Annotated in this window: 15 protein-coding genes; 7 read left to right on the forward strand and 8 right to left on the reverse strand. The window is 38.6% G+C overall.

Annotation, left to right across the window (positions count from 1 at the left end; genetic code table 11):
* Positions 1-4 precede the first annotated feature (4 nt).
* Positions 5-709 (reverse strand): PepSY-associated TM helix domain-containing protein, encoded by a 705-nt coding sequence (locus HWV01_RS19370; protein ID WP_249185385.1) that lies wholly within the window; start codon positions 707-709, stop codon positions 5-7.
* 344 nt (positions 710-1,053) lie between these two features.
* On the opposite strand from HWV01_RS19370, the gene HWV01_RS19375 reads away from it, so the two are divergent.
* Together HWV01_RS19375 and HWV01_RS19380 are read left to right on the forward strand one after the other, a co-directional pair.
* Positions 1,054-1,842: a ferredoxin--NADP reductase gene (locus tag HWV01_RS19375; RefSeq protein ID WP_211673080.1), complete on the forward strand. Its 789-nt coding sequence runs from the start codon at positions 1,054-1,056 to the stop codon at positions 1,840-1,842.
* A gap of 406 nt (positions 1,843-2,248) precedes the next feature.
* Entirely contained in the window at positions 2,249-4,519 is a 2,271-nt protein-coding gene (locus HWV01_RS19380) for a nitric-oxide reductase large subunit (RefSeq protein WP_211673081.1), read from the forward strand.
* 186 nt (positions 4,520-4,705) lie between these two features.
* Here the strand turns inward: HWV01_RS19380 and HWV01_RS19385 are convergent, their stop codons facing one another.
* The 4 genes from HWV01_RS19385 to HWV01_RS19400 form a co-directional block, all read right to left on the reverse strand.
* Positions 4,706-5,143 carry an Rrf2 family transcriptional regulator gene (locus HWV01_RS19385; RefSeq protein WP_211673082.1) on the reverse strand — a complete coding sequence of 146 codons (438 nt, stop codon included), beginning with the start codon at positions 5,141-5,143 and terminating at the stop codon, positions 4,706-4,708.
* A gap of 505 nt (positions 5,144-5,648) precedes the next feature.
* Entirely contained in the window at positions 5,649-5,909 is a 261-nt protein-coding gene (locus tag HWV01_RS19390) for a hypothetical protein (protein ID WP_211673083.1), read from the reverse strand.
* A gap of 41 nt (positions 5,910-5,950) precedes the next feature.
* A complete protein-coding gene (locus tag HWV01_RS19395) occupies positions 5,951-6,334 on the reverse strand; it encodes a type II secretion system protein (protein ID WP_211673084.1) in 384 nt (127 codons plus the stop codon).
* Positions 6,335-6,611: 277 nt separating this feature from the next.
* On the reverse strand, positions 6,612-8,006 hold the full coding sequence (locus HWV01_RS19400; RefSeq protein ID WP_211673085.1) for a PhoH family protein: 1,395 nt from the start codon (positions 8,004-8,006) through the stop codon (positions 6,612-6,614).
* A 159-nt stretch (positions 8,007-8,165) separates the two neighbouring features.
* On the opposite strand from HWV01_RS19400, the gene HWV01_RS19405 reads away from it, so the two are divergent.
* Complete coding sequence (locus HWV01_RS19405) at positions 8,166-8,594, forward strand: lipopolysaccharide assembly protein LapB (RefSeq protein WP_211673086.1); 429 nt, start codon at positions 8,166-8,168, stop codon at positions 8,592-8,594.
* Between the two features lie 261 nt (positions 8,595-8,855).
* Here HWV01_RS19405 and HWV01_RS19410 read toward each other — a convergent pair whose 3' ends face one another.
* Entirely contained in the window at positions 8,856-9,206 is a 351-nt protein-coding gene (locus HWV01_RS19410) for a RidA family protein (protein WP_211673087.1), read from the reverse strand.
* Positions 9,207-9,419: 213 nt separating this feature from the next.
* Here HWV01_RS19410 and HWV01_RS19415 point away from each other — a divergent pair, with 213 nt between their 5' ends.
* Positions 9,420-9,881: a hypothetical protein gene (locus HWV01_RS19415; protein ID WP_211673088.1), complete on the forward strand. Its 462-nt coding sequence runs from the start codon at positions 9,420-9,422 to the stop codon at positions 9,879-9,881.
* A gap of 67 nt (positions 9,882-9,948) precedes the next feature.
* On the opposite strand, the gene HWV01_RS19420 is transcribed toward HWV01_RS19415, so the two are convergent.
* Positions 9,949-10,752, reverse strand: a complete 804-nt coding sequence (locus tag HWV01_RS19420; RefSeq protein WP_211673089.1) for a transporter substrate-binding domain-containing protein — start codon at positions 10,750-10,752, stop codon at positions 9,949-9,951.
* Between the two features lie 207 nt (positions 10,753-10,959).
* Between HWV01_RS19420 and rcsF the strand changes: the two genes are divergently transcribed.
* The 3 genes from rcsF to HWV01_RS19435 are packed head-to-tail and all read left to right on the forward strand — an operon-like array spanning position 10,960 to position 12,753.
* Positions 10,960-11,346: an Rcs stress response system protein RcsF gene (rcsF, locus tag HWV01_RS19425; RefSeq protein WP_211673090.1), complete on the forward strand. Its 387-nt coding sequence runs from the start codon at positions 10,960-10,962 to the stop codon at positions 11,344-11,346.
* A 2-nt stretch (positions 11,347-11,348) separates the two neighbouring features.
* The gene (tsaA, locus tag HWV01_RS19430) at positions 11,349-12,122 is read left to right on the forward strand and encodes a tRNA (N6-threonylcarbamoyladenosine(37)-N6)-methyltransferase TrmO (protein WP_211673091.1); all 774 of its coding nucleotides are present in this window, start codon (positions 11,349-11,351) and stop codon (positions 12,120-12,122) included.
* A complete protein-coding gene (locus HWV01_RS19435; RefSeq protein ID WP_211673092.1) occupies positions 12,115-12,753 on the forward strand; it encodes a DapH/DapD/GlmU-related protein in 639 nt (212 codons plus the stop codon). The genes tsaA and HWV01_RS19435 overlap by 8 nt, the downstream gene beginning before the upstream one ends.
* 37 nt (positions 12,754-12,790) lie before the next feature.
* On the opposite strand, the gene HWV01_RS19440 is transcribed toward HWV01_RS19435, so the two are convergent.
* Positions 12,791-13,405: a hypothetical protein gene (locus tag HWV01_RS19440; RefSeq protein ID WP_211673093.1), complete on the reverse strand. Its 615-nt coding sequence runs from the start codon at positions 13,403-13,405 to the stop codon at positions 12,791-12,793.
* Positions 13,406-13,564: the final 159 nt, after the last annotated feature.

Below are 13,564 nucleotides of genomic sequence, written 5' to 3' on the forward strand. Positions count from 1 at the left end.
TCCTTTAAGGAACGGCCACCACAAAAATAGCCAAGGTAACGAGGGAACCAAACAAGGTCCATTTCAATGAGGTTGCGAAGGTTTTCTTTTTCGGCACTAATAAACACACACCAGTTAATACAAAGAACACCATAAGTAATGCGACAATATCGATAAACAGCTTCCATACGTCGCCACTATTTCGGCCTTTATGTAAGTCATTTAATACTGCAATAACACCGTAATGGGTCTTTTCAATAACAGCTTCAGCACTGGTCATGTCAATGAATACTGCGACGTTATAACCCGGACCTTTGTAGTCCATCGCGATTTCACCTTCAATTAATTCACCGTCTTCAACTTCGGTAAATACATCTAATGCAGAAGGTTGACCAGAAAGCTTAGCGTGTTCGGTAAGGTAATTAACAATGCCGGCTTTATCGACAGCAACGCCGCCATTGGCATCGCTAAATAAACCCTGCGGAAGGCTAAGGATAGTCTCTTGGATATCAGGCTGGCTGCTCACGAACAAACTTGGGCGGTTTAAGGTAATACCCGTAACCGAAAAAAATAATACGACCAAGAGTAGCGCCATCGAAATATAAATATGTAAGCGACGTGCCCATAATTGCACTTGTTTGTTTTTTAGGAATGTTTTGTTCTTTGAATTAGCCGCTTTTTTTTTCGATCTTGCAGGTGTCTGGGTGAGAGGTTGACTGAGAGAAGACATGATCGTAATAACACTGCTTGATTATGGGACTTAAGTACAAGCAATGTAATTGATAATTGTTTTCATTGGCATTGAATTTACATTATTTACGTTAATTCATGCCAATACTGTAAGCGTCATCATTAGGCCCCTTTACCCCTCTAGATATGCACTCAGACCGTTATCAAATCGGCTGTCATAATGACAATGATTATCATTATGACAATATAAATAATTGTCATAATGACATGAACGCTACCATTAACAATTTAAACAGTTGTTTTTAAAGTAAATAATATTGGCTCGAATAATGCTACTAAGATAGAAAAATAATAGAAATAGAAACGAAGAGGATATAAATAATCATGCAATGGAAAAATATAAACTTCAATTTAGGCAAAGTTGTTAGTCGTATAGATTGGACTGAATCATTATTTACAATTCGAATTCGATCTGGAAGTATCCCTTATATCTCAGGACAATTTACCAAACTAGCTCTTTACGATAAAAACAAAGAATTCCATAGAAGAGCATATTCTATAGTAAATAGTCCAGAAAACCATAAAAAGACAGGTGAACTGGAGTTTCTAATTATTACTGACCCTAAGGGTAATCTTTCTCCTCTAATCCATCAGTTGAACGTTAATGATTATATATACGTTGGTACAGAAGGTACTGGCTTCATGACCCTTGATGCGGTTCCAACTAACTCCAAAGATCTATGGCTTTTATCGACAGGTACTGCAATTGGCCCTTTTATTTCAATGCTCGAAGACGAAAATGAAAATAAAAATAAGCGTTTTAACAATATAATTTTGGTTCATGCGGTGAGAAAAAAATCAGAGCTCGCGTATAAAAATAAGATAAAGCAGCTTGAATCAAAATATCAAGGAAAACTAAAATATGTGCGAATTATTTCTAGAGAACAGACACCCAGAAATCTATCAGGAAGAATTCCGGAACTACTTAGAACGGGAGAACTCGAGAGAGAATGTAAAGTATTGCTATGTCAAAAATCAAGTTTCTTGTATATGTGTGGTAATCCTCAAATGGTTAAAGACACGAGTGATACGCTAAGATCATTAGGGTTTAGTAAACATCTACAAGCTAAATCAGGACAATTCAGTTCAGAAAATTACTGGAAAGTAGGTTAATTTATAGTAGCTAGAATCAAAGATGACAGTCAGTATTTAAATAACACCGATACCTCAACGTTTATCATATAGGCTTAGGTTCGGTGGTAGCATTGACATCATAACCAGAAGCTAAGCCTAGCTACTTTGCTACACAATTCCAGTGCATTTTATCCTCCTCAAAAGGATAAAATGCTGTTAAATCAAACCCCCTCTAAACAATCATATAGGTAACCTCCCTTCTCTCTCTGCAATAAAAAGGTTCAACACTAAACCTTTGTCATAAAGACAATGTCACTGTCAAATTGACAGTTCTACTAACTGTCAATTTGACACCCACAACAAGCAAACCCAGTTTAAACAACAGGTTACACTTTGGCATGGAAATTGATTAATAGGATTGTTAATTAATTATTGAGGAGTTAAAATGACTAAACAAAAATTCTCCCTAATTGCTCTTATTATTGTATGTATAACATCATTCAGTATACTTTTGAGCTTAGGAAGTGAGATTTATCGTGAAGCCCCACCAATCCCCGAAAAAGTTGTAACGTCAACAGGTGAGGTGATCTTTACCAAAGAAGACATCCAGAATGGTCAACTTGTTTGGCGTTCTATGGGTGGACATCAATTAGGCTCTATTTGGGGTCATGGTTCATACGTTGCGCCAGACTGGACTGCAGATTGGCTTCATCGAGAATCAACACTTTGGCTTGATAAAGCAGCAATAGAACAATTCTCCGTTCAATTTGAACAGTTAGCTAGTTATCAACAAGCTACATTAGAAATTCTTCTACGTGAGGATATGCGATCTAATCGCTTTGATGCTAATAACAATATATTAGTAATCTCAACACGTCGTGCTGAAGTAATTAGTACGCTGCAGAATTACTATTCAAATTTATTTGGTGATAATCCAGATTTTCAGCCGATTCGTGAAGATTACGCGATGAAAGAAAATACAATTTCATCAGCTGAACATCGTCGAAAATTATCTGCATTCTTCTTCTGGGGTGCATGGGCGGCAGTGACGGAACGCCCGGGTGAGAATTATACCTATACGAATAACTGGCCACACGACCCAGTGATTGGTAATACTCCGACCTCAGATAATATTTTTTGGTCAATATTAAGTATGGTTCTGCTCATTGCTGCAGTAGGTGCACTTGCTTGGTATCATGCAAGTCTTAAAGAGCATCCACTGCCAAATGTATCCACTAAAGATCCCTTATTTGATGTTAAAGCGACACCTTCGCAAAAAGCTTTAATCAAGTATTTTGCAACCGCTGTCGGGTTATTTCTCCTACAGATTTTATTAGGTGGTATTACTGCGCATTATGCAGTTGAAGGTCAGACTTTTTATGGTTACCCACTAGCGGAGATTTTACCATATTCACTAACTCGTACGTGGCATACTCAGCTTGCAGTATTTTGGATTGCTACGGCTTGGTTAGGTACTGGACTATATATTGCGCCAGCTTTATCTGGGCATGAACCTAAATATCAAAAACTAGGCGTGAATATACTCTGGGTAGCTTTAGTTATTGTTGTTCTTGGCTCTATGGCTGGAGAATGGTTTGCGATTCAACAATACTTTGATCTTGACTTAAGTTACTGGGTAGGACACCAAGGACAAGAATATATAGATCTTGGTCGTATCTGGCAAATCTTACTGTTTTCAGGTTTATTAATTTGGCTAACATTGGTGACGGCTGCAATTAAGCCAGCCCTCACCAAAGAGAGTGAAATGAAATCTGTTATTTGGGTTCTCTATGCATCCTGTATAGCGATTGGATTATTTTACGGTGTTGGATTCTTACAAGGTAAACATACTAATTTAGCGATTGCTGAATACTGGCGTTGGTGGGTAGTTCATTTATGGGTTGAGGGATTCTTCGAAACATTTGCAACATCAGTAATTGCATTAGTGTTTGTACGTTTAGGACTTATTCGAGCTCAATCAGCTAATAGTGCAGTGTTGTTTGCTACCGTTGTATTCCTCACTGGTGGTATACTTGGAACGCTTCACCACGTGTATTTCACAGGTACCCCAACATCTGTTGTTGCATGGGGCGCAATGTTTTCAGCACTAGAGGTTGTACCACTCGCGTTAATTGGTTTTGAGGCTATTGAAACTTATAGAATGCGTAAAGCGACAAGCTGGATGGTTCGTTATAAGTGGGCATTTATGTTCTTTGTTGCAACAGCATTTTGGAATTTGGTTGGCGCTGGCGTACTTGGTTTTCTTATCAATCCACCGATAGCGCTTTATTATATTCAAGGTTTAAATACAACAGCAACTCATGCTCATGCAGCATTCATGGGTGTATATGGAATGCTAGGCATTGGTTTAATGTTAACTTGCTTACGTGGTGTGACAAGTCAATTCTCAGTATGGGATGATAAATTACTTAAGTGGTGTTTCTGGTCTTTAAATATAGGTTTGGCAGGCATGGTATTCATGTCCCTGCTCCCTGTTGGCATAATACAATTTATTGCTTCTGTAGAGCATAGTTATTGGTATGCAAGATCCTCAGAAATAATTCATAGTGAATTAGTGGAAATGTTTGTTTGGTTACGTGTACCCGGTGATATTTTATTCGGTATGGGAGGGCTGTTCTTAGCTGCGTTCTTTGCTCGATTAATAATAGGGGAAATAAAAAATAGTACTAAACGCGCTCCATCTGTCGTTTCTTAACTAAATTGGCATTTAGACTAAAAGAATAAGCTAAATACCTGTTATTAAAAATGAGTAAGTTATAAACCAATCTGATTACTACCAATGCACTCATATTTTCTAAAATGAGTAAAGTGAGTGGTAATCAGATATTTTTTTAATTTTACGTATGCTTTAATAAATAATATCGATAATAACCAAGTTAAATTAGAATGATCCAATTTCTAGTACTTGGATTAATTGTTGTCTATTGTCTTTAATAAGGTCAGCTAAGGTATACTGCTTTAAGCTATCAATAAATGCTGTAGTTGCTTCAGATAAGATTGAATTTAGATTACAAACTGGAGAAATCCGGCAGCTAGGTGAAGTACAATTAATAATCTCCATTGATGATTCAAGTAATATTACAATGTCTGCAAGATTTAATGATTCTGGAGTACGAGATAAATAAAAACCACCACCTTTACCACGCTTAGTTTCTATGATTCCTTCTTTACCTAATTGGTGCACAATTTTATTAATATGATTCCTTGATAAATCATATATTTTACTTATCTCATCAATACTCACTTTCTGACCGTCAGGCAATACCGCCAAGTAAGTTAAAAGCCTTAGTCCATAATCAGTGTATCTGTTTAACTGCATATTTTAATTCTAAATAGACGTACTATAAAATATATTTTATTTGTATATTTTAATATATGCAAGTACTCATTACTCTATTCCAGTCTAGCTTTCCACTCTATTTATACATACATCAGGCTCTTAATTCTCAGCTACTACATCATGATATACATTCAAATTTATTAATACCTTGAAGTGCTATCATTCTTAAAATACAAGCGATTTTGAATATGGCGGCTAAAACTATAGTTAGAATATGTGAGGCTATTTGTATTGATAGTTGAAAATATTCAGAGTAAGGATATGAAATTAGTATGGATATAACGACACCTGTGAGTGTAAAAAAAAGTACTAAATTACTTATATTTTTAAGCAGTTGATAAGATTGCTTAGAGTGCTGTTTAACCATAATATTCACCAATTAATTGCTATGACTTTATTTTATAAAAATCATCTGAAAACAATCAGATAAAGTAAATATTAATTTACACCACCTAAAGATACATGTCAAATGCACCTTTAGGTCTTATTCATGAGTAATTACATCAGCATTACTCATATTACAATAGGCCATAACTTCAGTTTCGGTATGAGGAATGCCTGCTGCATCAGCAAGCTCCCACGAACGCTCACAGCGTTGAGTTCGTTCACACCACATATAACCCGCGGAAGGCAAGCAACCATATTCGTCACGATCGCCGCCGATAAGCGGCGACTCTGAGTCAGAATTACTACAGGCTGTAATACTTAATACTAACAAGGTGAATAAACCATATTTTAAACGCATAGTGTGCTCCTGATCCTATATAAAAAATTTCCGGTTCATACTTAGTATCCTTGCATAATAAAAGTCGTACTTTTAGCAGAATCCGTATGGGTTAAGATGCAAGTCGCAGTGGTACTCTCAGCGATGCTCATTGGCGTAACAGTGTAACCTAAAGGTAATGATGAACCACTGAGTAGACTTCCAGCATCATCACAATTATCAATGTGCACGGCCTCTTCCGTCGATACTCCCGATTTAGAGATCATTTTGGCAGCGTAATTAAACGTATTTGCACTTTCAATACTACGGGCAATATTAATCACACTGACATCTAGTGCGGCATCGGCAAGATCAATAAATCTAGGTACAGCCATCGCACCTAATATGCCTGATATTACCACAACAGCACTTAATTCAACTAACGTAACTCCAGCTTGTTTTTTCATTTTTTAGACCATCCATGATCATGAATCCACTATTATTTTTGCTGATAAATATAGACAGCAAAAGCTCACTGCCAATTACGATATTAAGGTAAACATTACGCCAACAACTAAGAGTTCAACGACAAAACAACAAAGCATAACCATTGATATATAACTGGTTTCATACATAGTAACTGTAGTGCTACAATTTTTATTTTGCATTCTAAAATTTAAAAAAATCACAAAAAACGGGCTTAAAAGCCCGTTATCGGTATCATGAAAATATAATTATTAATTATTACATATTATGCTCAGCAAAAGAGGCTAAACGACTACGTTGCACTCCTTTTAAGAACACATTGGCACTGCCGTCAAAATCTTTAAAGCGTTCCACTATATAAGTAAGACCCGAGGTTACAGCTGTTAAGTAACTACTATCAATTTGTGATAAGTTACCCGAACACACAATTTTAGTGCCCTCGCCACAACGCGTAATAATCGTCTTAAGCTGCGCTGCAGTGAGGTTTTGACACTCATCTAATAATACAAACGCATTTTGAATCGAACGACCACGCATAAAGTTTACCGACTTGAACTGTAAGTTCGCTTTCTGTTTAATGTACTCAACTGAGCCATCTTTACATTCATCGTGCTTATGCAAAACTTCTAAGGTATCCGTGATCGCGGCCAACCAAGGCAACATTTTTTCTTCTTCCGTGCCAGGTAAAAAACCGATGCTTTCCGCAATTTCTGGCGTGTTACGTGTAACAATCACCTTATCATACATTTTTCGCTCAACGACTTGCTCTAACGCAGCCGCCATCGCCAAAATAGTCTTACCACTCCCAGCGGGTCCGGTCAGAATGACCAAATCAATATGCGGATTAAGTAAAGCTTCCAGCGCCATACCTTGGTAAATATTCTTAGGATGTATACCCCAAGCTTTTTTTGACATCAGACGTTCTCGGCCTAAATCAACAAAACTAATTTCTCCCCTGTCCTTTCCGACAACACGAGCGGCAAAGTGATCCGTTTCATCAATCAGGTATTGGTTAATAAAAGTATCTTTAAGCAATTCTGTTTCGACAGTATGAATGGTCTTTGAGCCCATAGTTTCACTTTTCATGCTTTCACTGTGGCATTCGTTTATCTCTTGCCAAAAATCGCCAGCGAATTTATGAAAGCCGGTCGCTAAAAATTTAATGTCCTCAATCAATTGATCGGAACGGTAATCCTCTACCCGATTAAGCCCTGCGCCCTTCGCTTTCAAGCGCATATTAATGTCTTTGGTGACCAGCACAATTTCGCGATCAGATTGGTTTTGCAGGAACAACGCGGCATTGATAATGCGATTATCGGGTTCATTTTCAGTAAAGAAAACATCTTGCTTCATCACGCTATGATCAGCAAAAATAGAGATCTTGCCCAATTTATTTTTACTTTCTATTTTTTGCAATGGCACACCTTGACTGATTTCTTCAGGGGTAGCATTTGAAAAAATATCCTCCAATGCACGAATGGCGACGCGTGCATCCCGACTGACATCCCTTTTTCTATCCTTAATATTATCGAGCTCTTCTAAAACAGTCATGGGGATCATGACATCGTGCTCTTGAAAGGTGAAGATAGATAAAGGTGCATGTAACAACACGTTGGTATCGAGAATGAAAATTTTGTTATTGGTACTTTCCATAAAAACACCTCTTTTAGTTCGACTAACCCTTAGCGCTTAGCCGTCGACCTTGTTGATTTCATTTTTAGCCATTTTTTTACAATATCTGTGCTGCAATACGATATACTTACAAAATACATACCTCTGATGACCCTATCAGGCTTTTATTACGGAAATAAGATGACAGCAACCAAGACAGCACTTGACCCTAAGCTATTTAAAAAAATCGAAATCATTTGTGAAAAAGGTGAAGAGCAGCTCGAAGCTGAAGAATACAAAACTGCGATCGATACCTTTATGCAAGCCTATGATCTTGTTCCTGAACCTAAGATCCACTGGAATGTATCAACATGGATCCTAACAGCACTAGGTGATGCACACTTCATGTTAGGCGATTGGCCATCATTAGAAGAAGCAACTGGTTTTGCTATGTTATGCCCTGAAGGTGCGGTAAATCCTTATTTACACCTACGTTTAGGTCAAGCACACTTTGAACTTGGCAACATGGGGCCAGCGAAAGAGCAACTAGAAAAAGCATTTGAAGCTGAAGGTGAAGAAATCTTTGGTGATGATGATCCAAAATATTTAGCCTTTGCTAAAGCTCAATAAAACAATAATTCTACCACCCTCTTTTACTATTATAGTGGGTGGTTATTATTCTGACCAAAACATCGAACAAACAAGTACCTAATCTAAAATAAACGTTAAGCCTAATAACGCAGGAGTCGCTATTCTTACGCTTAAGTTAGAGGATAAAATTACGTGAATAACAGCGATAAAGGTAGGGTTCGTTAAATATAATAAATAAAAAAGCAGTTAATACTGATGGCAATCAATACATCCCTGCTCTATTACACACCGCATTATCGCTTATACGATCTCAGCTGCCACCACTGAAATTTCAACTAATAATGCCTCACGCGCCATACTTGCTTGTACACATGCTCGTGCAGGCGCATGACCCGCTGGTACCCATGCATCCCAAACTGCATTCATTTCAGCAAAGTCTGTCATCTCTTTGATATAAATCGTTGCTGATAGCATGTGTTCTTTATCGCTGCCCGCTTGGGCTAATAAATCCGTTACTTTTGCTAACATGGTTTCAGTTTGCTCTTTGATTCCATACGTTGCATCTGCGCATACTTGGCCACATAAGTAGATAGTACCGTTGTGCTTTACAATACGGCTCATTCTTTGCTTTGTTTCTATTCTCTCTATCATGCTACCTATCTCTCAATCAAATATGTCCAAGGTCGGACTAATGGCTACATTTTAACTTGTATAGTAAATTTTTCCACCTAAATACATTTCATGTGTATAGATGGTACTTAGTTAAATCTCTGTAACAACCTGCCTAAAAACAACATTATTGACATCTAATCAGCTACATTTTAACATGCGATCGTGAATAAACACTATTAAGGATAATGGAAATTGAACATAACAAAACGAATTTGTGCCACTATTTTAGTGTCAGCCTTAGTACCGAATGCTATCGCTGCCACAGCGTTTACCTGTGATGATTTGATTGGGGAATGGAAGGCTCCGATGGGTAACAACCAGACCTTCATTTTTATGAAAATAACGCCATCGACAATCAGTAGTACAGACAGTAAGGTATTTTCAGTACAATATAATACGATGGGTACTGAAAATGTGGATGACTATGAAAATAATAATAATTTATTCTGCTTTGAAGGCCTTAATGACAAGGATGATCCTAAGGGTATAAGACCCTTAACAGTAGCGTTCGAAAATCTTTATGGTGGGCATTCAATTGGTACTTATAATGATGAACTACAGCAACTATGGGCAGGTTTATTAGCCAAGGATAAAACTAACAAAAAATTCATTTCTCGAATGGATTCGTTCTGGTTTACCAAAGAACAAAAATAAAAACCAACGCCGAGATATAAGTCGACCTGATCAAATGGCGGTAGTGTAACGACTTGATCAGGTTTGTTTATTGCTTAATGGCCAAACTCCATTTACGTAAAATTTTATTTTCGACTTTTGGCTCAATTTGCATGATCGCCTTATCTAATATTTTACGTAACATGGCTTGGTCTTTACGCACTCCGAAGCGATAACGGTTCACGTATTTTGTTCGACCTGATACGGTTAAATTTTTAAGCCCAAGTTTGGCAATTTTGTAACGCAACACAAAAAGTGATTCTATCGTGGCAACTATCTCACCACTAGCCGTTCTTCTCAGTGCTTCATCAGTGCTATCTACACGACTAACAATCACTCGAGGGTAGTTGTTACGTAGGTATTCTTCATACACATAACCTTCTACCACGGCCACTGTTTTACCGCGTAATGATTTTAAGTTGCGGATACCATGCACATTTTTTTTAGTCGCTAATGCTGCAACCGCTTCAACATAAGGTGCAGTAAAGATCAGCCATTGTGATCGTCTCGGTGTCTGATTGAGAAAAGACAATACATCACACCCCCCACTACGAGTAACGTCTAAACTTTGTTGCCAGGTCTCTGTTTCTCGAACTTGAAATTCGACATCTAACATCGCCGAGAACACAGCTATATAATCAGCAGCAATACCAATGTAACCCAGTTTAGGGTCCCATGCTTCGTAAGGCATCCAGTTAGGATCGATACACAACTTTATCGGCGCGCGAGCAGAGAGATAGGTACGTTCCTCTGCAGTAAGACGTATTTTATCAATACCCGCATGGGCATAAAGGCTAATACTGGCTAAACTTAGTGAACATAATACAGCGATAATACAGCTCGTTTTTGTCATCGTCTTGCTTACCTCATATGGCGTTTATCCAATATAAGTTAAGACTATAATCGTCTAGCTATCTAGTAAATAACCACAATTATTCACGTTCATCGCTCATTTTAATTGCGATAAATTAGATAACATGCGTAAACACCCTAAAAATAAATGTCTTTAAGCCAGTGATAGAATTATAATTAAACCCAAATATCACTCGATTAAAATGCCATGAAATATTTAATATTACTCACAGTACTACTGAGCGGCTGTAGTAAGTATCCGTTACAAACAAATTTAGATAAAGATAACTTCACCGAATACTTCTCTATTTCAGGTGTCGAATATTACACTGCTGGCGCACTACAAAATTATCAGGTTGAACAACTGGGTTTAGTGGAAGGCGAAAGTTGCCAAACCGCCACGAACCTTCCTCCAGCAGAAGAGCAGCAAGCTAAAATTGCCGCCAAACGTAAAGCTGCTGCGCTTAATGCTAATGGTATTATTATTCGTTCATGTATCGCCCCTCCCGCATCTAAAGCCTGCCTTAGCAGTTATGTGTGCTATGGCGATGCTATCAATGTAAGTCCTTTAAACCGCAGTAATGACGACAGTTGATAATGAAACTAGAACTCGAAACCGTTGGGATTATCCATACCCCATATAAAGAAAAATTTGCCGTGCCGCGTCAACCAGGTTTGGTTTCCGCGGCTAAAGCACAGCTCATTTTAAGCCCACCATTTGATGAAGCAGATGCCTTACGTGGGCTTGAGCAGTTTAGTCATGTATGGCTGATATTTGCTTTCCATGAAACCATGGGTAAAGGCTGGAGTCCGACAGTACGTCCACCCCGTTTAGGCGGTAATGAACGCTTGGGTGTTTTTGCCACCCGTTCAACATTTCGCCCTAACCCGTTAGGCCTGTCGGTAGCGAAACTTGATAGTATTACAATTAAAAATAATCAGTGCATTTTGAATTTATCAGGCATTGACTTGGTCGATGGTACGCCGATTTTAGACATCAAACCTTATGTGCCTTATGCTGACAGTTTACCTGATGCTCAAGCGGGTTACGCAACTGACGCCCCCATTGCAGATATGCCTGTCACGTTTACAGACGAAGCCTTGAATCAAATTGCAGCACAGAGAAAAAAGCATCCCGAATTACAGACCTTTATCGCACAGGTATTAGCTCAAGATCCGCGTCCAGCTTATAAAAAGAATAAGACAACACGCCAAGAATACGGAGTAAAGTTGTATGACTTTAATGTACGCTGGACAGTAGAAGATAATATCACGACTGTATTTTCGGTAATTAAAACTGACACAATAACAACGCTTGCGACAGTCACTACACCTACAAAAGAAACTGAGCCGGAAAGTACAAATGATTGATTATATTGCTCAGCACAAGCGTCGCTTAGCGTGGATGCCGGGTTTATATTACAAACTAAAACCCAAAGCATTAAGCTGGGCGAAAACGTGGCAAGCCGACCTACAAACTTATGTCATGTCGGTCGAAACCGTGGAATTTGGTGACAATTGCTTTATTGCCCCCGATTGTCATATGTTTGCAGAACCCGGCCGTAAGATCACCATGGGCGATAACTGTTTCTTCGCTGCTGCGAGTTTTATTCACGGGCCAATGACACTGGGGAATAATGTTGCGATCAATCACAGCTGCTCATTAGACGGGGGGAAAAATGGCATTATCATTGGTGATGATACCCGCATTGCCAATAACTGCCGTATCTATGCCTCTAATCACGGTATGCATCCTGACCAAGTTATTTGGCAGCAAGCCTCAACCTCCCAAGGCGTGATTATAGGTAAAGACGTTTGGATTGGGGCTAACGTAGGAATTGTCGATGGCGTGACGATTGCGGATAATGCAGTGATTGGGATGCAAAGTGTGGTAACGAAGGATGTACCACAATGGGCAATAATGGCTGGAAATCCCGCGCGTCAAATTGGCGACAGACGGGATAAAAAAGACAGTCTGCTAAAACAAATTCAGACCGCGTGACGGTCTGAATTTTCCTATATTGTTAATTTCAACAGGCTTATAAGAAGAACAGACGCCATAACCAGTTCGAATCTAAATCTTCTTTACAGGTGCGATACTGACCCGCATATTTCAACGAACGCTGGTTTACTTTCTTCGCCACTTTCTTCAACCACGGTTTTTGGTTATAGGTTTTACGCTTATAACCGCCCCAACCTTCGTGGTAATTCAAGTATTGCTTCTCGGCATCCCATTTAGATACCCCATTGATTTTTTGAGATTTATTAATAAACCACCCCATAAAATCCATGGCGTCATGAAAATCAGAACGGCTTGACCAGCTATTTCCTGTTTCCTTAACGTAATCACCCCAGGTCATCGTTTTTGCTTGGGCATAACCATAGGCAGAACTCGCGCGTCCTGTCGGAATAATCCACCAATACTGCATTGGCGGCTGGGCATTATGCTTAAATGAGCTTTCTTGATACATCATAGCCATTGGCACATGCACAGGCACGCCCCATTTTTCTTTACTGTCGATGGCCGCTTTATACCAATCGTATTTTTCAATAAAGATATCGCAAATATTTTCCGGATTACGAGGTTGTGACGAGCAACCAAACAATACGCTGCTGACTATTATAAGTGCAGCTAATCTCAGTGTTTTTTTCATTTTAAGTAGCATAAATCCAATTTTGGCAGCCAGTATATGGCCTACGAGAAACGAATAAAAGGACACCAGTCAAAAATAAATAAAACTAATCACGAACTTTTACTGTTTACTCAGGCGTCGCCCTGTTAAAATCGCTCTCTTATATCGATTTTATTAGTA

Origin of the sequence: Moritella sp. 5 (assembly GCF_018219455.1) — a bacterium.
In the GTDB taxonomy this organism is placed as follows: Bacteria; Pseudomonadota; Gammaproteobacteria; order Enterobacterales; family Moritellaceae; genus Moritella.

What these genes read in the sequence shown, in the direction of transcription:
- tsaA (WP_211673091.1), top strand. Translation starts at nt 11,349, where the DNA reads ATGAAACTAGAACTCGAAACCGTTGGGATTATCCATACCCCATATAAA.
- HWV01_RS19380 (WP_211673081.1), top strand. Translation starts at nt 2,249, where the DNA reads ATGACTAAACAAAAATTCTCCCTAATTGCTCTTATTATTGTATGTATA.
- HWV01_RS19440 (WP_211673093.1), bottom strand. Translation starts at nt 13,405, where the DNA reads ATGAAAAAAACACTGAGATTAGCTGCACTTATAATAGTCAGCAGCGTA.
- HWV01_RS19405 (WP_211673086.1), top strand. Translation starts at nt 8,166, where the DNA reads ATGACAGCAACCAAGACAGCACTTGACCCTAAGCTATTTAAAAAAATC.
- HWV01_RS19385 (WP_211673082.1), bottom strand. Translation starts at nt 5,143, where the DNA reads ATGCAGTTAAACAGATACACTGATTATGGACTAAGGCTTTTAACTTAC.
- HWV01_RS19375 (WP_211673080.1), top strand. Translation starts at nt 1,054, where the DNA reads ATGCAATGGAAAAATATAAACTTCAATTTAGGCAAAGTTGTTAGTCGT.
- HWV01_RS19390 (WP_211673083.1), bottom strand. Translation starts at nt 5,909, where the DNA reads ATGCGTTTAAAATATGGTTTATTCACCTTGTTAGTATTAAGTATTACA.
- HWV01_RS19420 (WP_211673089.1), bottom strand. Translation starts at nt 10,752, where the DNA reads ATGACAAAAACGAGCTGTATTATCGCTGTATTATGTTCACTAAGTTTA.
- HWV01_RS19435 (WP_211673092.1), top strand. Translation starts at nt 12,115, where the DNA reads ATGATTGATTATATTGCTCAGCACAAGCGTCGCTTAGCGTGGATGCCG.
- HWV01_RS19370 (WP_249185385.1), bottom strand. Translation starts at nt 709, where the DNA reads ATGTCTTCTCTCAGTCAACCTCTCACCCAGACACCTGCAAGATCGAAA.
- rcsF (WP_211673090.1), top strand. Translation starts at nt 10,960, where the DNA reads ATGAAATATTTAATATTACTCACAGTACTACTGAGCGGCTGTAGTAAG.
- HWV01_RS19400 (WP_211673085.1), bottom strand. Translation starts at nt 8,006, where the DNA reads ATGGAAAGTACCAATAACAAAATTTTCATTCTCGATACCAACGTGTTG.
- HWV01_RS19410 (WP_211673087.1), bottom strand. Translation starts at nt 9,206, where the DNA reads ATGATAGAGAGAATAGAAACAAAGCAAAGAATGAGCCGTATTGTAAAG.
- HWV01_RS19395 (WP_211673084.1), bottom strand. Translation starts at nt 6,334, where the DNA reads ATGAAAAAACAAGCTGGAGTTACGTTAGTTGAATTAAGTGCTGTTGTG.